21 protein-coding genes are annotated in these 23450 nt (G+C 52.7%); 11 read left to right on the top strand and 10 right to left on the bottom strand.

Annotation, left to right across the window (positions count from 1 at the left end; translation table 11 throughout):
• Positions 1–120: 120 nt before the first annotated feature.
• On the top strand, positions 121–990 hold the full coding sequence (locus tag FOA19_RS06310) for a TerB family tellurite resistance protein (RefSeq protein ID WP_149089904.1): 870 nt from the start codon (positions 121–123) through the stop codon (positions 988–990).
• Between the two features lie 293 nt (positions 991–1283).
• Here FOA19_RS06310 and FOA19_RS06305 read toward each other — a convergent pair whose 3' ends face one another.
• Positions 1284–2396 (bottom strand): mechanosensitive ion channel family protein, encoded by a 1113-nt coding sequence (locus tag FOA19_RS06305; protein WP_149089903.1) that lies wholly within the window; start codon positions 2394–2396, stop codon positions 1284–1286.
• Positions 2397–2468: 72 nt separating this feature from the next.
• Here FOA19_RS06305 and FOA19_RS06300 point away from each other — a divergent pair, with 72 nt between their 5' ends.
• The gene (locus tag FOA19_RS06300; RefSeq protein WP_149089902.1) at positions 2469–2837 is read left to right on the top strand and encodes a hypothetical protein; all 369 of its coding nucleotides are present in this window, start codon (positions 2469–2471) and stop codon (positions 2835–2837) included.
• Positions 2838–3009: 172 nt separating this feature from the next.
• Here FOA19_RS06300 and FOA19_RS06295 read toward each other — a convergent pair whose 3' ends face one another.
• Together FOA19_RS06295 and FOA19_RS06290 are read right to left on the bottom strand one after the other, a co-directional pair.
• Positions 3010–4236 carry a Glu/Leu/Phe/Val dehydrogenase dimerization domain-containing protein gene (locus FOA19_RS06295; protein ID WP_149089901.1) on the bottom strand — a complete coding sequence of 409 codons (1227 nt, stop codon included), beginning with the start codon at positions 4234–4236 and terminating at the stop codon, positions 3010–3012.
• A 563-nt stretch (positions 4237–4799) separates the two neighbouring features.
• A complete protein-coding gene (locus FOA19_RS06290; RefSeq protein WP_149089900.1) occupies positions 4800–5873 on the bottom strand; it encodes an anhydro-N-acetylmuramic acid kinase in 1074 nt (357 codons plus the stop codon).
• A gap of 158 nt (positions 5874–6031) precedes the next feature.
• Here FOA19_RS06290 and FOA19_RS06285 point away from each other — a divergent pair, with 158 nt between their 5' ends.
• Entirely contained in the window at positions 6032–6286 is a 255-nt protein-coding gene (locus FOA19_RS06285; protein ID WP_239025651.1) for an ArsR/SmtB family transcription factor, read from the top strand.
• A gap of 107 nt (positions 6287–6393) precedes the next feature.
• Here FOA19_RS06285 and FOA19_RS06280 read toward each other — a convergent pair whose 3' ends face one another.
• Together FOA19_RS06280 and hemA are read right to left on the bottom strand one after the other, a co-directional pair.
• A complete protein-coding gene (locus FOA19_RS06280) occupies positions 6394–7347 on the bottom strand; it encodes a phosphodiester glycosidase family protein (RefSeq protein ID WP_149089899.1) in 954 nt (317 codons plus the stop codon).
• A 236-nt stretch (positions 7348–7583) separates the two neighbouring features.
• Positions 7584–8858 carry a glutamyl-tRNA reductase gene (gene hemA / locus FOA19_RS06275; RefSeq protein WP_149089898.1) on the bottom strand — a complete coding sequence of 425 codons (1275 nt, stop codon included), beginning with the start codon at positions 8856–8858 and terminating at the stop codon, positions 7584–7586.
• Between the two features lie 181 nt (positions 8859–9039).
• Between hemA and FOA19_RS06270 the strand changes: the two genes are divergently transcribed.
• A complete protein-coding gene (locus FOA19_RS06270; RefSeq protein WP_149089897.1) occupies positions 9040–10227 on the top strand; it encodes a sensor histidine kinase in 1188 nt (395 codons plus the stop codon).
• A 762-nt stretch (positions 10228–10989) separates the two neighbouring features.
• Here FOA19_RS06270 and FOA19_RS06265 read toward each other — a convergent pair.
• Positions 10990–11730, bottom strand: coding sequence for a carboxypeptidase-like regulatory domain-containing protein (locus tag FOA19_RS06265; protein ID WP_149089896.1), 741 nt, complete (start codon positions 11728–11730; stop codon positions 10990–10992).
• Positions 11731–11867: 137 nt separating this feature from the next.
• Between FOA19_RS06265 and FOA19_RS06260 the strand changes: the two genes are divergently transcribed.
• On the top strand, positions 11868–13568 hold the full coding sequence (locus tag FOA19_RS06260; protein ID WP_149090510.1) for an amino acid permease: 1701 nt from the start codon (positions 11868–11870) through the stop codon (positions 13566–13568).
• Positions 13569–13715: 147 nt separating this feature from the next.
• Positions 13716–14138, top strand: a complete 423-nt coding sequence (locus FOA19_RS06255) for a hypothetical protein (protein WP_149089895.1) — start codon at positions 13716–13718, stop codon at positions 14136–14138.
• A gap of 15 nt (positions 14139–14153) precedes the next feature.
• Here the strand turns inward: FOA19_RS06255 and FOA19_RS06250 are convergent, their stop codons facing one another.
• Together FOA19_RS06250 and dusB are read right to left on the bottom strand one after the other, a co-directional pair.
• Positions 14154–15068, bottom strand: a complete 915-nt coding sequence (locus FOA19_RS06250) for a DMT family transporter (RefSeq protein ID WP_223808758.1) — start codon at positions 15066–15068, stop codon at positions 14154–14156.
• Between the two features lie 382 nt (positions 15069–15450).
• A complete protein-coding gene (gene dusB, locus FOA19_RS06245) occupies positions 15451–16449 on the bottom strand; it encodes a tRNA dihydrouridine synthase DusB (protein ID WP_149089894.1) in 999 nt (332 codons plus the stop codon).
• Between the two features lie 56 nt (positions 16450–16505).
• Here dusB and FOA19_RS06240 point away from each other — a divergent pair, with 56 nt between their 5' ends.
• The 4 genes from FOA19_RS06240 to FOA19_RS06225 all read left to right on the top strand — a co-directional run bounded on the left by FOA19_RS06240 (position 16506) and on the right by FOA19_RS06225 (position 20547).
• Positions 16506–17450: a CPBP family intramembrane glutamic endopeptidase gene (locus tag FOA19_RS06240; RefSeq protein WP_149089893.1), complete on the top strand. Its 945-nt coding sequence runs from the start codon at positions 16506–16508 to the stop codon at positions 17448–17450.
• Between the two features lie 75 nt (positions 17451–17525).
• Complete coding sequence (locus FOA19_RS06235) at positions 17526–18356, top strand: phosphatidate cytidylyltransferase (protein WP_149089892.1); 831 nt, start codon at positions 17526–17528, stop codon at positions 18354–18356.
• Positions 18357–18475: 119 nt separating this feature from the next.
• Positions 18476–19750: a Glu/Leu/Phe/Val family dehydrogenase gene (locus FOA19_RS06230; RefSeq protein WP_149090508.1), complete on the top strand. Its 1275-nt coding sequence runs from the start codon at positions 18476–18478 to the stop codon at positions 19748–19750.
• Positions 19751–19863: 113 nt separating this feature from the next.
• A complete protein-coding gene (locus FOA19_RS06225; RefSeq protein ID WP_149089891.1) occupies positions 19864–20547 on the top strand; it encodes a phosphatidylserine decarboxylase family protein in 684 nt (227 codons plus the stop codon).
• A gap of 164 nt (positions 20548–20711) precedes the next feature.
• On the opposite strand, the gene FOA19_RS06220 is transcribed toward FOA19_RS06225, so the two are convergent.
• A complete protein-coding gene (locus tag FOA19_RS06220; protein ID WP_149089890.1) occupies positions 20712–21194 on the bottom strand; it encodes a GAF domain-containing protein in 483 nt (160 codons plus the stop codon).
• 189 nt (positions 21195–21383) lie between these two features.
• On the bottom strand, positions 21384–22421 hold the full coding sequence (gene ribD, locus FOA19_RS06215) for a bifunctional diaminohydroxyphosphoribosylaminopyrimidine deaminase/5-amino-6-(5-phosphoribosylamino)uracil reductase RibD (protein WP_149089889.1): 1038 nt from the start codon (positions 22419–22421) through the stop codon (positions 21384–21386).
• A 79-nt stretch (positions 22422–22500) separates the two neighbouring features.
• Between ribD and prmC the strand changes: the two genes are divergently transcribed.
• Positions 22501–23358, top strand: a complete 858-nt coding sequence (prmC, locus tag FOA19_RS06210; RefSeq protein ID WP_149089888.1) for a peptide chain release factor N(5)-glutamine methyltransferase — start codon at positions 22501–22503, stop codon at positions 23356–23358.
• Positions 23359–23450 lie beyond the last annotated feature (92 nt).

Genomic DNA, 23450 nt, shown 5'->3' with positions numbered 1-23450 from the left:
AGTAGAAAATAGAAAGTGGTGGGTTGGCGTTTAAGGGCTGTTTTAGAGAAAACAGCCCCTAAACGCCAACTCGTTTTTAGCCTTGTCGTTTGTGTAATTCTACACCAACACACTGAAACTATGGCTGAAGAAAACACCATCCTTCTGAAAGATTACTCTGATCAGGAAAAGGGAGCATACCTGGGCGCATTGGCCACCATTGCCTCGGCAGACGGACATGTGTCTGAAGAAGAATTACAGTTTCTGCAACTCACCAGCGAAGCGGCAGAACTGCCTGAGAACCTGCAGCAGGAAATTATTTCCATTGCGAAAAACCCATCACAGATAAGCCTGCAGCGTTGTCTTGACGTGCTCAAAAACAGTCCCTTGCGCTTCTCCTTCATCACTGATATCATCAGCTTCGCGAAGTCTGACGGGCAATACACCACAGAGGAACAGCAGCGCATTGCGGAGGTAAGCAAATACCTAGGCATTGACCAAAAGCAGTTTAGCATCCTGGATCAGTTTGTAGATAAAGCCAACCAGGCCCAGGAACAGGGCGAAGACCCTACCTCGCAGTCGTTTATGAATAAAAGCGGCTTCGGCGACATGTTCAAGAACTCAGGCATCTCACCAGGTATGGTGACGGGTATGCTGGGCGTATTGGCTCCTATCGTGATCAGCAGCATGATGAACCGCCGGCGTGGCGGATACGGGCATGGCGGCATGATGGGCGGTGGCATGATGGGAGGCGGCATGATGGGAGGCGGCATGGGCGGAGGCCTAGGCGGTTTGCTGGGCGGCCTGTTAGGCGGCGGAATGGCAGGCGGTATGATGGGTGGCAGAGGCGGCATGTACGGCGGTGGCCGTATGGGCGGCTTAGGCTCTATGGCTTCTATCTTGGGCAGCCTGGGTGGCAGGGGAGGTTATGGCCGTGGCATGAGCGGCGGCGGCTTAGGCGGTCTGCTGGGCGGCATCCTAGGTGGAGGCCGCAGAGGCTCCGGCTGGTAAAAGCCTTTCAGATAAAATAAGAATCCCTGTTTCAGGGCTGATTTTGAGTAATCGGCTCTGAAACAGGGATTTTGTTTTGCATCAGGTTAAGAAGGAATGCGTACGACGTTACACTGTAACGTCGCTACAGAACTAAAATGTAGCCTCGTTACAATGTAACGAGGTGGTACTATAGGGGAAATGGTTCAAGTTACGTTGTTCTCACCAACAACTGTGCAGGAATGCGCCAGGGCAACCACAAGGGATTGCCCCTACATTCAAACCATCTTCAAATCCCCACATCCCCAAATCTCCTACGCTTCCTGCTTCATGTACACCGTTTGCGTTGGGAAAGCGAACTCGGCGCCGTGTTTTTCCACGATCTCCACAATCTGGTAGTTGATTTCCTCTTTCACGTCTATGTACTGGTCGTAGTCCAGGGTGTCAATGAAGTAGAGGACCATGATGTCTTTGGAGTGCGGACCCAAGTTGAAGAAACGCACGCGGCCGTCCTGGTTGGTGCGCGGGTAGGCGTCTATGAGGTGCTGGATGTCCGCTACAATGGCTTTCAGCTGCTCTGAAGTGGTGCTGTAAGTAAGCGTCAGGTCAAATTTCACCCGCCGGAAGGTGCGCAGCGTGAGGTTATCCAGGGGCTTGTCAATCATGCTTTTGTTGGGCAGCGTCACGTAGCTTTTCTCCAGCGTCCGGATGCGGGTACTCCTAAAGCCTATTTTCTCTATGGTGCCGGTAATCTCGCCCACCTGCACCAGATCGCCTACCACAAACGGATGGTCCAGGAAAATGGTGAAGGAGGCCAGTAGGTTCTCCAAGCTTTCCTTGGCGGCAAACGCGATGGCCAAACCACCCACTCCCAGACCGGCCACCAAACCGGCCACGTTCACCTTGAACACCGTGCCCAGAATCACGAAGAACCCGATGATGACGATGATCACCTTGGTGAAATCCACGAAGAACGGCACCAGCTGGTCATCCAGTTTGGAGAGCGTTTTGGCGGCCCTTTTGGAAAACATCATCCCAATGAAATCCACCAACCGCAGGATGACCCACGTAAGCGAACAGATAAGGAAAATGGTGTAAATGCGTTGTAGAATACGCTTGAGGCCCAGTTCCTCCTTGCCGGGCAAGCCCAGCTCCGGCGGATAATTGAGGCGGTCAAAGGCGATGTAGAGGAACACCAGAAACGCGAGTACCTCCAGCGGGGTCACCAGCAGGCGCTTGAACTCCTCCTTGGTTACGTCCTGGTTAATGCGTTTAATGATGCCCCGGAAGAGAATGGTGGAAAGCAGCCGCGAGACCACGGTTTTGAACAGGAAGCCAGACAGCATGATGCCCACAAAAATGAGGTACTGCTGCACGGTGTTGCCCAGGAAGACGAATCTAAGGATATCAGAAACTTGCGCTTGCATCTATAAAAGTTAAAGGAGCTTGCAACCAAAGCTTTGGCGCAAGGGTCATCTTGTAAATGAACCAGCAAATCTATGAAACGAAAAGTCTTATTCCAGATTTTTGCCCTGGGTCTGTTTCTCAACGCGGTGGCCTGCCAGATGCCGTCTGAGGCCGCAGAAGAGGGCGGCGGCATTTCCACCGGGCAATGGGTCGTTTACGCAGAGCTGCAGTGCAACAATAACCCCTGGGGCTACTGCAACAACAACCCAGACGTGAAAGTCTGTGTGAAAAAGTACGTGCAGGACCAGGGATTCACGGTTCTGGAGGTGGGTATGACGCCGGCTCCCGCCGATCTGATCACCTGCGCCGCCTGTTCTTGTCCCACTGGCCGCAGCTTCAAAGTAAGGGTGGCAGAGCAAGACGTTGCCAAACTGCTGGCCGCCGGCTTCAAGAAGCAGTAACAAAGCTTTAGTGTAAGCCTTGCCTAACAGGATTGCTTTGCAATGATTCAAACGCCAAACACCCCAGCCGTTTTTAACCCGATTTCATAAAAACAGGGGCAAAACGGTTGGGGTGTTTGGATATAGGTTAGCCGACGAGCAGAAAAGTTAACTGCCAGCCTTGTCAAAGTCTTTACAATAATTGGCTCAACGCAATTTCAAAGCAGGTCTTCGCGATCTCGGTTTTCTTAGGGTTACGCTCGTGGGCTTTCTCCAGTGCCTGCCGGATAGTGCGGGAGATATCGGTGAAGATAGCTTCATCGGTGATTTCCACGTCCTGCTCCATGAGGTAGGCAAAAACGCGCGCCATGCCGCAGTTCGCCACAAAATCAGGGATGACAGATACCTGCTGATCAGCGAACTCGCCTGTAGCCCCGAAGAAAATCTCTGGGTCTTTAAATGGTACGTTGGCCCCGCTGGAGATTACCTCCAGGCCGTGCTGCCTCATGCGTTCTATCTGCTCCGTGGACACCAACCGTGATGCCGCCGCCGGAATGAAGATCTCAGCCTCCAGATCCCAGATGCGGTTGTTCGTTTCCTCAAAGGAAAGAAGACTATCCGCCGTTAAGGTGTTGCCTACCCGGTTCTGGAACAAACTGTTGACCTCCTCAAAAGAAAAACCTTCTTCCTTGATGAGTCCGCCCACGCGGTCTATGATGCCCACGATTTTCGCGCCTTCAGAAGCCAGGTAGTAAGCAGCCGCGGCACCTACGTTCCCCCAGCCTTGGATGATGGCGCGCTTGCCTTGCAACTCACCGCCCCACAGTTCATAGTAGTGCGCTACCGCTTTGGCCACACCGTAGCCGGTAATCATGTCGGCCACCGTGTACTTGCGCGCGAGGGAAGGGGAGTAGTGCGCGTCTTCCAGCACCTTGCTTACGCCTTGGCGCAACTGGCCTAGCTTGTTTATCTTCTGCGGCTCAGTGGCCTTGAAGTGTCCGTTCACAATGCCTTCCTGCGGATGCCACAAGCCGTATTCCTCCGTGATGGGAATTACTTCATGGATCTCGTCTATGTTCAGGTCGCCGCCGGTGCCGTAATAGTTCTTCAGCAACGGGTACACCGCCCGGTACCAACGCTCCAGCACGCCTTGCTTTCTGGGGTCTGCCGGGTCAAAGTTAATCCCAGATTTAGCGCCGCCAATGGTCGGCCCCGACACCGTGAACTTCACTTCCATGGTTTTGGCCAGCGATTCCACCTCACGTTTGTCCAAGCCCTTGCGCATGCGCGTTCCTCCGCCGGCTGCCCCGCCGCGCAACGAATTGATGACTACCCAGCCCTCGGCTTCGGTCTCGGCATCTTTCCACTCAAAAACGATTTCGGGGCGCTTGTTCTCAAACTTGGCGAGGAGGTCTTTCATAAGGGGTTGGGGTTGCGTTCTCCCGCAAAGGTACGGGATAACGCTTGTTAGCCTAATGGGAATTTTAAGATTATTCTCCTCTAATGGCTGTGCCGTGGGTATCTAGTGTTTACCGATTCTTTTGTTTGTGTAGTCCGCTTTTGCTGGTGTGGCGTTGCTGTTTGCGTGGGTGCATAAGCTGTGTTGTTGCATGGCTGGGCTCCGTGCGCTCACGGCCGCGAGGCCCCGCCTTCCGGCCTCGCGCTGCGCAAGCTTCCTTTGCTCCTTTCAGTCGCAATGCCTGACGGCACCGGAACCTGACAAGGCGCTCAATCGAAAGGCTGGAATTGGTGTACTCGGCCAAAGCCTTTGCTTTCCGAAACAGCGATATACCCGCCTAACATTTGCCAAGGAGGGAACCATGGATAGGTTTTATTCCCCTCCTCGGAGGGGTAGGGGTGGGTTAACTTTACCTGGTTCAAGTCTGTGAATTGGACCCAACATGACCGGCAGTTTGCAACTGCCGTGAGGCGAGAGCCTCCGAATCTCATTTAGACCCGTTTCCCGAAAAACATCCCAAAAACTCAGTTCCAATAGATGGCGCCGCCGCAGTTGTCGTGGCGGGCACCGGTGACGCTGCGGAGGCAGTTGGGTTCCTGGCGCCAGCGCAGTACGCCCAGAAACGCAAAGATGAGGGCTTCTTTGAAGTTGACCAGCTCGGGCTCGGGTACTACTACCTCAAAGTTGGGGCCTAGGTAATACCTGATCTGCTCCACCAAAAAAGAGTTGAAGGCGCCGCCACCAGTAAGCAGGAGTTTGCCCTGGCCCTGAGGCGTGTAGCGCCGCACCGATTGCGCTATTTGCCAGGCAATGTGGTGACAGGCGGTGTGCAATTTGTCCTCTACGGTGGCGTTAGAGGCCTGCAGTGCTTTGAGACTGTAAGTATCGGCCCACTCTTTTCCGATTGATTTTGGGGAAGGAGCCGTAAAATAGGCGGGCTCGTTGAGTTGATCGAAGAGGTCCTGGTCAAACTGGCCGGTGCGGGCGATGTCTCCGTTTTTGTCATAGGGCTGTCCTAGCTGCTCGGCCAGGGGGTTCAGGAGCATGTTGCAGCAGGAAATGTCAAACGCCACGCGGTGGTCTGGGCCTTCCTGCGAGATATTGGAGATGCCGCCCAGGTTCAGGCAGAAATCATACGCAGAGAACAACAGTCGGTCGCCAATAGGTACCAATGGAGCACCTTGTCCGCCCAGGGCGATGTCCAGGGCTCTGAAGTCGCAGACCACGGGCAAACCGGCCTCGGCGGCCAGGTAGGCGCCGCTGCCCACCTGGAACGTGATGTGCAGCTGGGGCTGGTGGAAAACCGTGTGCCCGTGCGAGGCGATGAAGTCCACCTCCAAATTATTTTTCGTGACAAAGTCTTTGGTCAGCTCGCCTAGATAGTGGCCGTAGGCGCGATCTGTGGCGATTATTTCAGCGGCCGAGACCTCCGTGAGGCCCGCCAGGCGCTTTTCCCAAATATTTGAATATGGAACTGTTTCAGTATTAAGTATTTTATATATCCAATTGTCGTCATTATACGTAAATCTGCAATAAGCCAAGTCAACTCCGTCTAACGAAGTGCCCGACATAATACCTATAACATGGTAAGTCGCCATGCGTTAAAGTAACGTAATGTTCAGGTATGAAGCAAAACGGGTTGCAGGGCGGGTTTAAAGGCACGGAGACGTGTCTATTGTAGTATTGATTTTTGTGTGTCCTTATGAAAAGTTTATTATCCAGAGTGGAATCTAAGAAGATTGATAAGGCTGCCTCAATGCTGAAGGTATTGGCGCACCCAAAAAGGTTGGCCATCGTGGATCTTCTGGGTAAGGAAGACAAGATGACTGTGACGGAGATCTACCAATACCTGGATTTACCGCAAGCCATTGCCTCACAGCACTTGATCACGCTGAAAGACAAGGGGGTGCTCTCGTCTTTCAAGGTTGGCACCAAGATCTATTATTCGCTTTCCATCCCTAAGCTGATTGATGTGATTGACTGCCTGGAGGAGTGTTGCGGCGACCTGTAACATTTCCCTTTGTCAGTTTCCCCCGTCAAGTAAGTATCCCCGGAACCGTTTCCAGCCTGTTTTCAAGAAAGTAGGCCAGAAACGGTTTTAATTTTTTAGGCTTTCCCCTACTCCTTGTATTTGAGCACCAGCACGGCCGGCACTGGCCGCTGCCCCTCTTTGTCTGAGGGTTTGATGGTGTCTTTCCCTTTCACATACAATGCGCTGGAGCCGCCGCCATCTAGGTTCACGGCCTCTTGGCAGCCCAGGCGCACCATCAGCTGTGCCAACTGGTCTAAACTGGCACCCTCGGCTACGCCTTTGTTACGGCCTTCCACCATCAAGATGATCAGTTTCTGATCTGGAGTATAACCCATCACCGTGCGCGGATTGGGCCCGACGAAGCTGGCGCCGGCGCGCATCTCCTCCTCCGCCGTAATCTTCACCTTCCCGTCTTGCACCAGTACCGGTCCCCCGCCTACGGCAGTTTGAGGTTTCCAGCGTTTCATGTGCTTGGCGATGCGCTTAGAAGGTGCCGGCGCCGGCTGTCCGTTGGTTCCAGCTGCATAAGGTGCCGCTAGTTCCATGGTTTTCTTTTTCTTGCCCACGTTGTAAGCCCAGGCTACATCGGCGGTGCGGTTTCGGAAAAACCCGATGACCCCCGTGGTAGGGTAATAGGTGAGCGTGTCTGGGCCGTTGGGGTTCTTGCGCCTGACCGGTGCCTGCGTAGCCAGCACTTTGCCTTTGTTGATGACTAGGTTCAGGTTGCTGTTGTCTGCGAAGGAGAAGAAGGTGGTGTTCACCACGGCCAGGACGTTGCCGGTTTCCTGTTCATAGTACTGCTTGTGCGTAAAGCGCTGGCCGTTGCCCACTCGGGCCACGATCTCCAGTTTGGGGTCTTTCAGGTCTGCTTCCAGATAGTAGGCTCTAAACGGCTTGCCGTCCAGTGAGTCTGAGGTGGTGAACACTTTCACCGATGATGGCAAGCCTGTTTGGTGCGGTTGGGAGAGGGTCCAGTTCACCTGCGCAAGGCTTGGGAGAGACAGTAAAGCGGAGAATAAGAGGGGGAGCAACGTTTTCATTCCGCCAAGATAAAGCGTAGGCAATCATGTTGTCTGTATCAAGCCTATTTTTAGGAAAACAGGCTTAAAACGGATGTAGGGGCAATCCCTTGTGGTTGCCCTTTTGTGTCTGCTCCTGTATTAGGGCAACCACAAGGGATTGCCCCTACGTTCATCAGCAAAACCACAAAATAAAAACGGGACGCTCTTGGAGGAACGTCCCGTTTTCAGGGTGATATTATGAAAAGGATTCTTTTCTAGCTGTGGCTCTCAGCGGATTGTTTCTCCAGGTCGAAGAGGTCGGTGAGCACGTCAATGAGGGTTTCGGCCTCGCCGCGTTTGCAGGCGGCTTTGAGTTGCAGTACCGGCAGCTTGATGATCTTCTGCATCATGGACTTGGTCACGTCATCCATGTGCTTGGCTTCCTGCGGAGAGAGTTTCTTCATGTAGCGGGCCATCTCTTCCTGGCGGATGGTCTCCAGCGCGTTCTTCAGCTTCTGGATGGTAGGCGACACGTTCATCTCCTTGCTCCAATCCTCAAATCCGGCAATGGATTCCTTGATGATCTGCTTCACCTGCGGTACGGCATCCAGGCGGCGTTGCAGGGCTTCAGAGGCTTTGTTCTGGATGGTGTCAATGTTGTACACCAGCACGCCCGGAATCTGCTCTACCTGCGGCTCAACGCTGCGCGGTACGCTCAGGTCAATAAAGAACTTGTAGGTGAGCACGTTCAGGCGGCTCACCATCTCTTTGGTGAAGAACGGCTCCTCGCGGGCTACGGAGGAGATGATGACATCGGCCTCTTTCATGGCTTCCACCAGGTTCTCGAACGGAACTACCTCCAGGCCACACTCCTCGGCCAGAATCTCGGCTTTGGCTTTGGTGCGGTTAGAGATTTTCACGTTCTGGAAGTCTGAGTCAGATAAGTGGCGGCACACATCGGCGCCGATTTCGCCTAAACCAACTACCAGTACTTTCGGGTTGGCGATGTCAGCGGTCAGGCTCTCTACCAGTTCCAGGGCGGCGTAAGACGTGGAAGCGGCTCCGTCACGGAACGAGGTCTCCTGTACTACGCGCTTGTTGGTGAAGAAGATGGTGTGCAGCAGGCGGTGCAGGAAAGGTCCGGCAGCCTCGTTGTCTACACTCCACTGGTAGGCTTGTTTTACCTGGTTAGAGATTTGCATGTCACCCACCACCTGCGCGTCTAGGCCCATGGCCACGTTGAACAGGTGCTGCACGGCATCAGCGTGCTCGTTTACGATGGTGAAGTAATCCAGGTACTGGGAAATATTGGAAATGCCTTTGCTGATGCCCAACAGCTTCACGATCTCGTGGCTGTAGTCATCATCAGAGGTATAATACACCTCCGTGCGGTTGCACGTGGAAAGCACTAAAATGTCAGTTGCCTGAATGAAATTTTTGAGCGTTTGCAGGAACTGTCGGCACGACCCCTCATCCAAGGCGATAAGCTCTCTTATGTCTAAGGGAGCTTTTTTATAAGAAAGACTGACGGCTCTAAAGTTGTGAAGCATACGGCAGTTTGAAATAGCATGCAAAATTACAGCACATACTTTTAATAATGAATTACTTTTGTATCTTTCTTTTATTTATACTCATTACAAATTGCTGATAACAGACGCTTGGGCTACTATCTTCGTTAAGAGAGAACCCAATCCCTAGACGGGCGTATTTTCTCTACCGTTGCCTTTGTACATGATCCCGACCTCCATTTATTCCAGGAAATCCAGGTTAAAGCTGCTCATTATTGCCATTGCACTATTTATTGGTGCGGCAACCGTGATCTATACTAACCTGTTGGTAGCCAAGCTTTCTGAGCGTGAACAGCAACTCATTGACTTGTACGCCAAGGGGCTGCGCTACATGATCAACGCCGAGATTGACTCAGACAACCTGGTGTTCATCCAGGAGGAGATCATTGACGCGAACCGCTCGGTGCCCGTGATCCAGACCGACGAGAAAGAGAACGTCATCGCCTATAAGAACCTAGATATCCCCGAAAAAATTTCAGAAAACCGCAAAAAAAGGCTTTTGCAGCGCGAAATAGCCAAGATGAAGGCGCAGCACAAGCCCATTGTGGTGTCTTACCAGCAGGAGTTCAAGAACTATATTTTCTACAAAGATTCTGAGCTACTCACGCAGTTGCGCTACTACCCGTACGTGCAGCTTACAGTTATTGCGTGCCTCTCGGTGATTGCCTATTATGCCTTCAGTTACTCGCGCAAAGCCGAGCAGAACCGTGTTTGGGTGGGTTTGGCGAAGGAGACCGCCCACCAGTTGGGCACGCCCCTTTCATCTTTGATGGCCTGGTATGAGTACCTCAAAGGCAGCCCCCGGTTTGAGAACGAGCCCATCATAGAAGAACTAGGCAAAGACGTGCGCCGGCTGGAGATCATTACCGAACGGTTCTCCAACATCGGGTCGGTGCCGGTGCTCAAAGACGAGCCGCTGCAGCGGGTGCTGGAAAACGCCATCGGGTATCTGCGCAACCGTGTTTCCAACAAAGTAGCCTTCTCTATAGAATCTGAGTTTCCGCCCGAGACCACGGCCAAAGTGAACATCCCGCTGTTTGAGTGGGTCATTGAGAACATCTGCAAGAACGCTGTGGACGCCATGGAAGGCAAAGGCAGCATCACGCTGCGCCTGGTGAAATCCAACGTAAAAGACGCCATCGCGCTGGACATTCAGGATACCGGCAAAGGCATCCCCAAGACGAAACAGGAAGAAGTTTTCGTTCCTGGCTACACTACCAAAAAGCGGGGCTGGGGCTTAGGTCTGGCTCTCGCCAAGCGGATTATAGAGAACTACCACCAGGGCCGCCTGTTCGTGAAATCCTCTGAGGTAGGCAAGGGTACTACGTTTAGGGTAGTGTTGAATAGGTAAGTTGTTTTAGGACTGTTTTCTGGAAAAGAGGTGCTAAACAGAAAGTTTGTATTCTATTTTCTATCTCCTGGTTCAAGTTTTTAACTTGGACCTACTTTGGGCTGAAGTTTGCAACTTCAGTGAGGCGCAAGCCTCAAAACTGCCTTGCACAACTTTGGCGCGGATTTACTTTCGTGACTTTCCTTCTGCCTCTACTTCCTACTCCCTTCCTTATCAAGCCTCGGGGCTGCAGATGCGGTCTGCGGGCGTTTGTCACTTTTCTCCTTGATGAGAAAAGTAACCAAAAGAATCAAGAAGAAAAGAAACTCGCTGACGCTCAAACAGTCTTTTCTTCAGTAAAGGTACCACCCCGCTGCCGTCCTTTGTTTCATAGCACACGTAGGCCATTACTGCTTGAGCTGTTAAAGCGTGCGTCAGGCCGGTGCTCGGCCTCACTGTAGGCCTTCGCCCCGACCTGCCGCAGGAAACATACAGCCTTAGCGTTTGGATGGGTTATTCATTCTGGGTTATTTTACAATGTAGAGACCAGGCACTGCCTTGTCTCCCTAGTTCTGCCGCAAAGAACATAACCCCTACAAGGACCTCTCAAGAGAGCCCTTGCATATCTTGCTTCAGCTTTCCTCGCCGTTGTTGGTGTTATCACCGACAACCAAAACTGCCGTTCAGCCGCTTCTTGACGCATTGTGGGATTCCCCTCCTCGGAGGGGTAGGGAGTGGGTAGTGCTTTTGGCTTGTTTACCCTAAAACACCCTAGAAACGCAATCAGCGGAATAGGTTTTTAACCCTGTAGTAAAGACCACGTGGAGAATACCACTTATACCAGAAGGCGCCACCGACTATAACAGTTTCTCCCATGAAGCTTGTGTCTTGGGAGAGGAGAATGGTTACTTCTGAGGTTCTCAATAATTCCGCCACCTTTCTCTCCTGAGTTTGGTAGCCGATGAAAGAGAAAATAACCGTTTGTTCTTCGGGTTGTATTCCTATGGGAAGTCCCAAAGAAAAATACCCGTTCACATCTGTGGGGGTGGACACGGTAGTGCCTTTGAGTAGTACCGTTGTGCCTGGCATTGGGGTATTAGTTGTCGCATCCAGTATTCTTCCTTTAAGTACTACTAAGCTATCTGCGGCGAAAGCTTTTTGAGGAATTTCTGATTTGGGCGCTGCGTCTCTGATAGACAATGGGAAAGCAGGAGAGGGGTGTGCCTCTACTGTCTTCGTGCTTAACCACACCGATAAACCCAGTACCGCAGCTCGCCAAGTCCATCGGTTCCTTGGGGCAGTGGCGACTAACTCTCTTCCTAACTGCTTTTCACTGAGCCTTCCACAGGTACGACCTTCCTGCTTAGTAAGCCAATTCACCACTTCGGCGTCAGACATAGCGGTGAAATCCACTACTGTTTTAGCGCAGTTTTGGCAAAAACGGCCCTGAAGCTCAGGTGACATGGCGTGCCAATCCTGGTGGCAGGGTTGGGGCACGGAGACGGTGAGGCGGCGGTTGGGCATAAGGGTGGGTTTGTCTAAATATAGGGTGGTTTCGCCGCTTTCAGAATATTTTGCTTAACTTTTCACCTGAATTTTTACACCCAACAGACCAAGTGAATTTAAAAAGTCTTTTCCGCCGCAAGAGTTTAACCGCTGTTTTGCATACCCCGTCCGCCGATGTAGCCACCCACCCGGGGGCTGTGGAGGAGGGGCTGGAGCGTAACCTAACCGTAAGGGACTTGACTTCCCTGGGAATTGCCGCCATCATTGGAGCCGGTATTTTCAGTACCATCGGGAATGCGAGTTATGAGGGTGGTCCGGCGGTATCGCTGCTGTTTGTTTTCACGGCCATTGCGTGCGCGTTCTCGGCGCTGTGCTATGCCCAGTTTGCGGCCACCATCCCGGTGAGCGGCTCGGCGTACACCTACGCGTACACTTCCTTCGGGGAGCTGGCGGCCTGGATCATTGGTTGGGCCTTGATTATGGAATACACGGTGGGGAACATTGTGGTGGCCATCTCCTGGAGCGATTATTTTACCGGTCTGATGAGTGGGGTAGGGCTGGATATTCCGGCCTGGTTAACCATGGGAACCCAAAGCGCCCATAAAGGCTACTACGAGGTAGTGGCGCTGCTGCAGGCCGGGCAACCGCTTTCAGCGGCAGATCCGGTGCAGTTGGAGGCATACAACACCTGGCTGGCGGCCCCTAATTTCCTGGGCGGGAAGCTGGTGATAGACTTGCCTGCTTTCCTCATCAATGCCGTAATTACTACTTTGGTGTACGTTGGGATAAAAGAGTCCAAAAACGCCTCTAACCTGCTGGTGCTGTTGAAAATGGCCGTGGTGTTGGTGGTGATTGCCGTGGGGATTTTCTACGTTACCCCAGCCAACTGGAGCCCGTTTGCCCCTAACGGGATTGGCGGCGTGCTCAAAGGCGTATCGGCGGTGTTTTTTGCCTATATCGGGTTTGACGCCATCAGTACCACCGCAGAAGAATGTAAGAATCCGCAGCGCGATTTGCCCCGCGCCATGATCTATGCGCTTATCATCTGTACTATTCTGTACGTGATCATCACGTTGGTGCTTACGGGAATGGTATCTTATAAAGAACTGGCCGTAGGCGATCCGTTGGCGTATGTGTTTACCAAAGTAGGCGTTGACTGGCTGGCCGGTGTGGTAGCCGTGAGTGCCATCTTTGCCATGGCCTCGGTGCTGCTGGTGTTCCAGATTGGACAGCCCCGTATCTGGATGACCATGTCCCGCGACGGCTTGTTACCTCCTGTGTTCTCTAAAGTGCATCCGCGCTTCAGAACCCCATCTTTCTCTACGTTGGTGACCGGTTTCTTTGTGGGCGTGCCTGCCTTGCTGCTCAACATGGACTTGGTGATTGACCTGACCAGCATTGGGACGCTCTTCGCGTTTGCCCTGGTGTGCGGCGGTATTCTCATGATTGATCCGCATGGTACTTCTGAGGCCCGTTTTAAGGTGCCTTACCTCAACGGGAAATTCCTGGTGCCGGTGATTCTGGGGATAATTGGGGTGTTGGTATTGCTGTACAACCGGGAAGCCATTGATGAGTTCTGGAGTGCGGTGGCTTGGAGTGGCGGCTATGAGGAGTTCCGTCACCAAATCCCTATGCTGGTGTTCCTGATTTCCTGTGTGCTCATGGCCTGGGTTTCTTTTAAAAAGAACCTGTCTTTGCTGCCGGTGCTGGGACTTTTGACCAACCTCTACCTCATGACGCAATTAGGGGTGAACAACTGGCTGTTATTCACCGTTTGGCTGCTGATTGGTCTGGCTATCTACTTCGGGTACAGCTACAAACACAGCAAACTGGCGGTGCGCCGGCAAGTAGTATAGGGCGTACAAATTTTCTTGCGCTGCGGCAACTACGCTATTGTTGCTAAAAGGTTTCAAAAATTTTCTTTCTTCCCTTTTGGGTGGTACCTTTCCTATACTTTAGGTAGGCCGAGCTGTGTCTGCCTTGTAAAAGGAAAAGCTGAGGCCGTGGTTGAGAGAGAGATCATAGAAAGTAATCTGCACCTGACTTACCGCAGGGATCTGGACATCCTGTTCCTGCGCTGGTATAGGAGCCCCGATTCCACGCAGTTGCGGCAGGGGTATTTGCAGGCGCTGGACATGGCCAAAGAAGTGAAAACGGCCTACTATATGTTTGACCTGCGCAGCCGGGGACAGGTGTCTGCTGAGGATGAGGCTTGGTTGCTCCAGCGTTTTTTTCCCTCAATGGAGGAAGAGTGCAGCCATAAAAGCTACTGCGCCAACCTGGTTACCCCTACCCATTTCAACCATATCAGAGACAAAGTAGGGTTTGAGTACCTTGACCAATACAGTGACCTTACCAAGATGGGTATCTTCCTGTCTGAACAGGATGCCGTAGCCTGGCTCCTGAAAAGCCGCGCCGACCGGTAGTTGGTTTTTTTTCCTCTATTTCGCCCGGTTCACCAGCAGGACCCCTCCTAGAATGATGGCCATGCCCACGTAGTGCATCAGATGAATGCTCTCGCCATCGGCTACGCCCCAGATCAAGGCCACAACAGGCATGAGGTAGGTAGAGGTGCTCGCGAAAAGCGTATTGGTCATGTGGATGAGCTTGTTGTAAAACACCAACCCGATGGCGGTGCTGAACACGGCCAGCAGCGTGATATACCCCAAGGCTTCCCAGGCCGCTGGTTGCGTGGCCAGTTTCTCAAATGCCGGCGTGGTGCAGAGATAGATAAACGCCAGCGGTCCCACCGTCAGTAAAGCCAGGCTAGCCATGGTCAACGGCTTGATGCCCGCCAGACAGTGCTTGATAATGTTCAGACTGCCGCCGTACAGCACCGTGGCCAGGACCACATACAAGCCGTAAAATGAATTGGAGGAAGTCTCCTGGGCGCTGCCCGAGAAGATAAGCACCGCCGTTCCTGCAATCCCGATCAGAATTCCCAGCACCCGCAGCAACGTGATCTTCTGCTGGAAGAAAATGGCGCCTATGATAAGAGTGAACAAAGCCGTCAACGAATTCAACACGCCCGCCAGGCCGCTGGCCAGTCTGGTTTCAGCGTACGCAAAAAGAAAAGCCGGAATCAGGTTGCCAATCAGGCCGCTCAGCAGCAGAAACTTCCATTGGCCGGGTTTGGGTGCTTTCAATCCCTTCAGCGCGAAGGGCAGCAAAGCCAGCATCGCAATGGTGATCCTGATGGCGCCCAGTTCATCAGAGGAGAAAACTTCCAACCCTTTCTTGATCAGAATAAACGAGGTGCCCCAGATAAGGGCCAATCCGGTCAAGATGATCCACGCCAGCGCGGGAGTAGAAGCGTCAGGTTTGGAGAGGGCAGGAGAAGGGACTTGAGTAGACACAGCAGGAGCTTGAAAATGGAGGTGCAAAGATAAGGGAAGCTTCTAAACGAATGAGAGATTGAGTGAAGGATAGAAGGACTGAATCTGTTTTAGCCCTGATTTTGTAAAACAGCTTGTAAAAGGAACTGGCGCAGACATTCGTAGGGCCTTCGGGCGCTACGAAGTCTTTTGAGTAAAGGGTGTTGTGGTGACTTTCAAGAGTTCTTAGAGAAAAAAAATGTGAGGTTTGGTACAGTGACATCGTCGGCTCTAAGACCTCGTAGTGTCCGAAGGTCCTACGAGTGTCTCTGCCAAAAACTGATGTCCCTGAAAACAAAGAAGCGCTTCAGGGCCGATTTTTGGAAATCAGCCCTAAAGCGCTTCTTTGTATGATATATGAAGTTTACGCCTCGGCGTACTCCATGGAGTTTGCAATCTCGTCCAGAATGGCGTAGATCTCCTGCGGGTCCTCAGTCTGTACCAAGCGCGTGCGGTAACCTTTCACGTTGGGCAAGCCCCGGAAGTAATTGGCGTAGTGGCGGCGCATCTCAAAAATGCCCAGACGCGGACCTTTCCACTCCAAGCCCTTGTCAAAGTGCATCTTGCACATGTCAATGCGCTCCTGGATGGTGGGCGGCGCCAGCAACTCGCCGGTCTGTACGTAATGCTTGATCTCCCGGAAAATCCAGGGGTACCCAATGGAGGCCCGACCGATCATGATTCCGTCCACCCCAAACTGCTCTTTGTAGGCAACGGCTTTCTCAGGCGTGTCAATGTCGCCGTTCCCGAAGATGGGGATCTGGATGCGCGCATTCTCTTTGATTTTCCGGATGAGGGTCCAGTCGGCCTCGCCTTTGTACATCTGCACGCGGGTGCGGCCGTGTACCGTCAAGGCTTTGATCCCGATGTCCTGCAGTCGCTCGGCCACTTCCTCCACGTTCTTCGTGGATTCGTCCCAGCCCAAACGGGTCTTCACCGTCACCGGCAACCCGAAAGGCTCTACCGCCTTCACAATGGCCGAGGTCATGGCCACCATCTTGGGGATATCGCGCAGCAGGGCCGCGCCAGCGCCTTTGCAGGCCACGTTCTTCACCGGGCAGCCGTAGTTGATGTCTATCAAATCTGGGCCCACCTGCGCCGAGATTACCGCCGATTCGCGCATGGAATCTATATCGGAACCGAAGATCTGGATCCCGATGGGCTGCTCGTAGTCAAAGATGTCCAGTTTTTGGCGGCTTTTGGCCGCATCGCGGATTAGGCCCTCTGAGGAGATGAACTCCGTATACATTAAGTCGGCGCCGTTGGCCTTGCACACTGCCCGGAATGGCGGATCGCTGACGTCTTCCATAGGTGCCAGCAGCAGCGGGAAGTCCGGCAGCTCTATCTGACCGATTTTTACCACGTGAATGAGTTTAAATATTTCGCGTAAATTTACCTCATTAAAACCACACCGCCTATATGAAAGGTTTCATCTCCCCAACCCTGCATCCGTTAAAGTCACTTTTGTTGTTTATCGTGTTCGTGGTGGCAGGGCTGTTCATCGGGAATTTCCTGGCGGTGGTGCTGGTGAAAATGATCTGGGGCTACGGGGTGGTGGAGACCGCCGAGATGCTTTCCAAACCGAGTGCTTACCCTGAGAGCCGCAGCGCGTTGGTGCTGTTTCAGGGGATGGTGCACTTTGTGGGGTTCACGGTGGCCTCACTGGCTTTCCTGCGGGTGAATGCTTACAAACCTGCCGCTTTTCTGTCGCCTAGGGCCGTGGTGCCGTTTTACCTGCTTTTAGGTAGCGCTGTGTTGCTGCTAGTGATTCTGCCGGCTTCCTCCTGGGTGGTGCACTGGAATGCTACCGTAGACTTTCCGGCTTTTCTGGAAGGGTTTGAGCGCTGGGCCAAAGCCAAGGAAGATGCCCTGCGGGAACTGACCCTGGAGCTGACCAAGATCAACACCATCCCGCAATTGGTTCTGGGCATGGTGGTGTTTGCGGTGCTGCCCGCCATTGGCGAGGAACTGGCGTTCAGGGGCATTGTGCAGCAGGAACTGCAGCGCTGGTGGCGCAACCCACACCTAGCCATCTGGGTGTCTGCTATCATCTTCGGGATCATTCACTTGCAGTTCTACGGCGTGGTGCCGCGTATTATGCTGGGCCTGCTCTTCGGGTACCTGTACTGGTGGTCTGGGAATATCTGGGTGCCTATCATCGGGCACTTCATGAATAACGGGTTCATGGTGCTCATGATGTTCCTGGCGCAACGCCAGGCCGTAACCATGAACGTGGAATCCACGGAGCCTAACTCCTGGTCTTTGTCTTTGATTTCTTTGGGGCTTACCGCTGTACTGTTATACGGCCTGTACACCTCTTTCCGGCGCTTGCCGGTTCCCGCAGAGGAAGAATCCCGTTTCTAAGCCCTTTTCCTGAAATCAGCCTTTAAACAGCCGCGGGCCTTTTGCTGCCTTACGCCGTCTTACCAATCCTTTTAAATGGAAACAGAGAAAAAACAATTGAACAATCTGCAGCTACGCGTTCTGGCGGGCGTGATTGGCGGGGCAGTCTTCATAGGCGCCATTTACTTTCATGAATGGACGTTCTTCCTGCTGTTTTTGGTGCTCACGGTGTTGGGCCTGCTGGAGTTTTACCGCCTGCTTGCCAACCGGGGGTTCCAGCCTAACAAAGCCATTGGGGCGATGCTGGGTGTAGGCCTGTACGTTTTGGGTTTTCTGGTAGAGCGCGGTGATCTGGCTAGTGACTGGCTTTTTCTCTTGCCCCCTGTGATGCTGCTGGCGCTGGTGGCCGAGCTGTACCGTAAGAAAGAGCAGCCTTTCACCAATGTGGCCCTTACGCTGGTTGGGGTTTTTTACATCGCAGCCCCGTTTACGTTACTGCACGTACTGGCTTTCCTGCCAGACAGATACAGCTGGCAGATCATTCTGGGGGTTATGTTTCTCATCTGGTCCTCAGACACGGGAGCCTACGCGGCCGGCAAAACCCTTGGGAAAAATAAATTATTTCCGCGTATTTCGCCCGGCAAAACCTGGGAGGGCTGGGTTGGCGGCGTGCTTCTGTCTTTGGGCGTGGCATGGATATTGTCACTGTACTTCCAAGACCTGGAGCTGGTGCACTGGCTAGGTGTGGCCGTGTTGGTGTCTGTGTTTGGCGTTTTAGGCGATTTAGTGGAATCTATGCTGAAAAGAAGCCTGGACGTGAAAGACTCCGGCACCCTCATTCCTGGCCACGGCGGCATTCTTGACCGATTTGACAGCCTTATTCTGGTTGTGCCGTTCCTGGTGGCTTTCCTGGAACTGGTGCGGTAAAATTTCCTTACTTATAAAACCGCTAATCATAGTTTAGTGTTATAAATTTGATAATTTTGCCGCCAGTAAATTCCCCTGAATTACAAAATTTATAATTTATGGCAGCATACAACAGTAAGATGGCTTATAAAGAACCAGCGCCTATCAAAGACAAAGAGAATCCCTTTGAGTCTATGATGTCCCGTTTCAACATTGCGGCGGAGGTGTTAGGTCTGGATGATGAGACGTATGAAGTTCTGAAATCCCCTACCCGGCAAGTGATTGTGAACCTACCCGTTACCATGGACGATGGCAGCGTGCGGGTGTTTGAGGGTTTCAGGGTGGTGCACTCTAATATATTAGGTCCGTCTAAAGGTGGTATCCGCTATGACAAAGGTGTTTTCCTGGACGAGGTAAAAGCCCTTGCCGCCTGGATGACCTGGAAATGCGCCGTGGTGGATATTCCGTACGGCGGAGCCAAAGGCGGGATTGTGTGTGATCCCACTACTATGTCGGCCGGCGAGATTGAGCGCTTGACCCGCGCTTACACCGTGGCTTTGATTGATACCTTCGGCCCGGATCAGGATATTCCTGCCCCAGATATGGGTACCGGTCCGCGCGAGATGGCCTGGCTCATGGACGAATACTCCAAAACTAAGGGCATGACCGTGAACTCGGTGGTGACGGGTAAACCGTTGGTACTGGGTGGTTCGTTGGGTAGGGTAGAGGCTACCGGACGCGGGGTGATGGTATCGGCCATGGCCGCGATGGAGAAACTGGGCATGGACCCAACGCAATCCACTGCTGCGGTGCAGGGATTCGGGAACGTGGGTTCCTGGGCGGCCAAACTGCTGGCTGAGCGCGGGGTGAAGATCCTGGGCGTAAGCGACGTGAGCGGCGCCTATTGGAACGAGAACGGTATCAACATTGAAGAAGCCATTGCCTATAAGAACGCCCACAACGGTCGTCTGGAAGGATACGTGGGGGCAGAGCCTATCAGCAATGATGAGCTGTTGACCTCTGCTGTGGATTTATTAGTGCCTGCCGCTGTGGAAGACGTGATCACTGCCCGCAACGCTGATCAGATCCAGGCCAAACTGATTGTGGAAGGTGCCAACGGCCCAACCTCGGCCAACGCCGATAAGATCATCAACGAGAAAGGCATCATGGTGGTGCCCGATATTCTGGCCAACTCTGGTGGGGTGACGGTGTCTTACTTTGAGTGGGTGCAGAACCGTTTAGGCTACAAATGGAGCCTGGACATGGTGACGGAGCGTTCTGACCGGATCATGACCGAGGCCTTCAACAAGGTGTATGCCACCTCTCAGAAATACAGCGTGCCCATGCGTATCGCCGCTTATATTGTGGCTATTGACAAGGTAGCACAGACCTATAAATTCCGGGGTGGCTTCTAAGTAGAAGCTTTCCGGCAACGGCCAGAAGTATATAAACTTGCCGCCTCCTGTCTTTTTTCTAGACAGGAGGCGGTTTTTTTTATATTTTTGCTTAATCAGCCAAAGAGTATCTAATGAAAATTCATAAAGAAGGACGAAAGATTCTGTTTTTTACCCTGTTAGGCATGTTGGTCGTGAACATGGCGCTTTACTACTTCAACAGCGAGCATATCACCTTTAACAGGATCTTCTCTGGCGTTTCCTTTATCGTTTTTCTGCTCATTCTACAGTTCTTCCGTAGCCCGTACCGCAACCTTCTCCTGCATGAAGATTTGGTGGTGGCGCCCGCCGATGGCAAAGTGGTGGTGATTGAGAACGTGGAGGAACCCGAGTATTTCAACGATGTGCGCAAGCAGATCTCCATCTTTATGTCGCCTATCAACGTGCACATCACACGTAACCCGGTTTCGGGGATAGTGAAATACTTCAAATACCACCCGGGTAATTACTTTGTGGCCTGGCACCCAAAGTCCAGCACCAAGAACGAGCGTACCACGGTAGTGGTGGAGTCTCTGGCTGGTCCCGAGGTATTGTTCCGCCAGATTGCCGGGGCCATGGCCCGCCGTATTGTGTGGTATGTGACCGAGGGTGACGAGGTAAACCAGGGCGAGGAGTTCGGCTTTATCAAGTTCGGGTCCCGCGTAGACATCTTCGTGCCGGTAGACACCGAGGTGAAAGTAGAACTGGGCCAGAAAACCAAAGGCGGCCAAACCATCATCGCCCAACTGAAAACCAGCAGCTCCGGTTTCTTCGGTTAGAATCAAGTAGCGCGAATCACGTAATAAGACCTTTTCTAGTTTCTGATAAAACGAAGAAGCCTCATCTAGATAAGATGAGGCTTCTTCGTTTGAAGGGTATTTTCAGAAATCGAGCCTAAAACGGCAAGTTTAGAGTCGTGTTACCTGATACGTAGTACCAAGTACTAGAACCAGTTCTCGGCTAGTTTCATCAGTTGCTCCAGGTACTTCTGGTCAACCTCGTCAAAGTCATCCAACTGGTCGCTGTCCACGTCCAGTACCATTTTCACCTCGCCGTCTTTGATCACCGGTACCACGATCTCAGATTTCGAAGCGCTGCTGCAGGCGATATGTCCGGGGAAAGCCTCTACGTCCGGTACCAGGATGGTTTCGCGGCGGGTGTAGCAGGCGCCACAAACGCCCTTGTGGAACGGGATGCGGGTGCAAGCTACGGGTCCCTGGAAAGGCCCCAGCACCAGTTGGTTTTCTTTCACCAGGTAAGCGCCCACCCAGAAAAAGTTGAACGTCTCTTTTAGGGCCGCCATCACGTTGGAAAGGTTCGCAACCAGGTCGGTTTCCGGGGCTACTAATGCTTCAATCTGCGGAAGCAGGGTTTTGTATTTCTCTTCTTTGGAGAGCGTGGTGTCAATAAATAAGTCTTCGGCCATGGGGAAATGTGCTAATTTGTAAAAGTGCTGATGTGCTAATGATCTGTGTAGCACAACGTTTTCTTGAACGGCAAAGGTAGCCTTAGGGGTTCCCTGACGCAACTTTTGGTGGTATGCTGCAGGAAACGGAAAGAACAGGCTTCCTGTTTTAAGGCTGTTTTTTCTAAATAGGCCCAGAAGAGGCTGTCTCTAGGAAAGACGGTTTCGGTAAATAGTCAATTCGTCGTCCCCTACCATTGTTTTGGAGGCGATTGAAAGCGGCGGCAGTTGTGGTGCCTTAATGCCGTGCGATAGGCTTTTGGTGCTCTTGAAGACCCTGATTTCATCCCATAAACTGTTTTGCAGCAGCGTCTCCAGCAGGACCGTGCCTCCTTCCACCAGCACCGACTGTATGTTCCGCTGGAAAAGATCGGCTAACATCTGGTCCAGGAAAACGCCCTCCGGAGATAAGTTTATGAATTCTGTATGGGCGGTGCTGGCCTTTTCTTGTAGAGTGTAAATGAGGGTAGGCTGGTTGTCATCCAGCAGGTGGTGCGTAGTAGGGATCTGCAACTGCTTGTCAATGGCTATCCTCAGGGGGACTTGTCCGGGCCAATGGCGGACATTAAGCTGCGGATTATCGTGGAGTGCCGTGCGGGTGCCCACCAGAATGGCTTGTTCCTGGGTGCGCCACTTATGCACCAGTTGTTTCGCCAGAGGACCAGAAATCTGGGTAGCCTGGTAATTTGGCAGGGCAATGAACCCATCCGCCGACTCTGCCCATTTCAATACCAGGTAAGGGCGCTTTTTGGTCTGGAAGGTGAAAAAGCGGCGGTTCAATTCCAGACCTTCCTCCTCCAGTACACCAATGTGCACCTTACAGCCGGCATCCAGCAGTTTCTTGACGCCTCTGCCCGCCACTAGCGGATTGGGGTCGGGGTTGCAGATAATGACATCGCGCACACCGTGCTCAATTAAGAAATCGGCGCAGGGCGGAGTCTTTCCGTAGTGGGAGCAGGGTTCCAGGGTGACATACACACGGCTGTGGGGGAGCAAGCTTTTGTCATTCACGCTGTTGATGGCATTGACCTCGGCATGGGGGCCGCCGTACTGCTGGTGCCAGCCTTCGCCAATGATCTTGTGTTTGTGGACTACCACGCAGCCCACAATAGGGTTAGGGCGTGCGTAACCGCTGCCTAAGGCCGCCAAATCCAGCGCCCGCTGCATGTATTTCTCCTCTGTGTGCATTACCTGTATTTACGCGCTCTGGTCAATTCTTTGCCCGAATATCGGGCGTTTTTTCAGAAATTGCCCAAAACTGACCTTTATGCAGACCCTTGAAGCTATTTTAGAGCACCTGGCTCACCAACTGGAAACGCTCTACGAAGCCCCGGAGGCCCGCACAATGGCCGAGTGGACCCTGCAGCATGCGCTGGGCGTAGGCAGGTTTGAGTTGCTGCGCCGCCGGAAAGAAGAGGCTCCCGAGGAGGTGCAAAAACAAGTGCAGGGCTATCTGGAACGGCTTTTGCGGCATGAGCCCCTGCAATATGTGTTAGGCGAGGCCTCGTTCTACGGACGTGAGTTCATGGTTACCCCGGCAGTGCTCATCCCCAGGCCCGAAACAGAAGAATTAGTACAGCGGGTCATCAAAACCTACCAGCATCATTCAGAAGTTAAACTGTTGGACATAGGAACTGGCAGTGGTTGTATTCCCATTACCCTGGCTGCTGAACTGCCTCGTGCCCAAGTGTGGGGACTGGATGTCTCCTCAGCGGCATTGAAGGTATCAAAGGCGAACGCAGAAAAGCTGGTGCAATCTGTAACCTGGCTGCAACAAGACATTCTGGTGGAAATGCCCGCGCTAGCGCCGAACAGTTTGGATGCCGTGATAAGTAATCCGCCGTACGTGCTGGAGGAGGAAAAAGAGCAGATGCGGCAGAACGTGCTGGCGTTTGAACCGCACTTGGCGCTGTTCGTCCCTAATGAAGATCCCCTGCTTTTTTACCGTCGCATTGCGGTGGTGGCGCAGCAGTTGCTGAAGAAAGGAGGGAAACTGTTCTTTGAGATAAACGAGCGCTTTGCTGAAGAAACAGTTGAGATGCTGAGAGAAATGGGGTATCAGGAAATCAGGGTTTACAAGGATCTGCGGGGAAAAGACCGGGTGTCTGGGGCCGTATGGAAATGATTTTCTATAAGAAGCGTGATGAATATAACCATGTTACAGGGAATTATTATAAAAACCCCTACCTTTGCGGCTGCAAAAAATGATATCCAAAT

The organism is Rufibacter hautae (assembly GCF_008271695.1).
In the GTDB taxonomy this organism is placed as follows: Bacteria; Bacteroidota; Bacteroidia; order Cytophagales; family Hymenobacteraceae; genus Nibribacter; species Nibribacter hautae.
This window is presented reverse-complemented; position numbering and strand designations above follow the sequence as displayed.

Bases quoted from the DNA above. Each gene is read 5' to 3' on its own strand.
- FOA19_RS06310 (WP_149089904.1), top strand. From the start codon at position 121: ATGGCTGAAGAAAACACCATCCTTCTGAAAGATTACTCTGATCAGGAA.
- FOA19_RS06305 (WP_149089903.1), bottom strand. From the start codon at position 2,396: ATGCAAGCGCAAGTTTCTGATATCCTTAGATTCGTCTTCCTGGGCAAC.
- FOA19_RS06300 (WP_149089902.1), top strand. From the start codon at position 2,469: ATGAAACGAAAAGTCTTATTCCAGATTTTTGCCCTGGGTCTGTTTCTC.
- FOA19_RS06295 (WP_149089901.1), bottom strand. From the start codon at position 4,236: ATGAAAGACCTCCTCGCCAAGTTTGAGAACAAGCGCCCCGAAATCGTT.
- FOA19_RS06290 (WP_149089900.1), bottom strand. From the start codon at position 5,873: ATGGCGACTTACCATGTTATAGGTATTATGTCGGGCACTTCGTTAGAC.
- FOA19_RS06285 (WP_239025651.1), top strand. From the start codon at position 6,032: ATGCTGAAGGTATTGGCGCACCCAAAAAGGTTGGCCATCGTGGATCTT.
- FOA19_RS06280 (WP_149089899.1), bottom strand. From the start codon at position 7,347: ATGAAAACGTTGCTCCCCCTCTTATTCTCCGCTTTACTGTCTCTCCCA.
- hemA (WP_149089898.1), bottom strand. From the start codon at position 8,858: ATGCTTCACAACTTTAGAGCCGTCAGTCTTTCTTATAAAAAAGCTCCC.
- FOA19_RS06270 (WP_149089897.1), top strand. From the start codon at position 9,040: ATGATCCCGACCTCCATTTATTCCAGGAAATCCAGGTTAAAGCTGCTC.
- FOA19_RS06265 (WP_149089896.1), bottom strand. From the start codon at position 11,730: ATGCCCAACCGCCGCCTCACCGTCTCCGTGCCCCAACCCTGCCACCAG.
- FOA19_RS06240 (WP_149089893.1), top strand. From the start codon at position 16,506: ATGAAAGGTTTCATCTCCCCAACCCTGCATCCGTTAAAGTCACTTTTG.
- FOA19_RS06235 (WP_149089892.1), top strand. From the start codon at position 17,526: ATGGAAACAGAGAAAAAACAATTGAACAATCTGCAGCTACGCGTTCTG.
- FOA19_RS06230 (WP_149090508.1), top strand. From the start codon at position 18,476: ATGGCTTATAAAGAACCAGCGCCTATCAAAGACAAAGAGAATCCCTTT.
- FOA19_RS06225 (WP_149089891.1), top strand. From the start codon at position 19,864: ATGAAAATTCATAAAGAAGGACGAAAGATTCTGTTTTTTACCCTGTTA.
- FOA19_RS06220 (WP_149089890.1), bottom strand. From the start codon at position 21,194: ATGGCCGAAGACTTATTTATTGACACCACGCTCTCCAAAGAAGAGAAA.
- ribD (WP_149089889.1), bottom strand. From the start codon at position 22,421: ATGCACACAGAGGAGAAATACATGCAGCGGGCGCTGGATTTGGCGGCC.
- prmC (WP_149089888.1), top strand. From the start codon at position 22,501: ATGCAGACCCTTGAAGCTATTTTAGAGCACCTGGCTCACCAACTGGAA.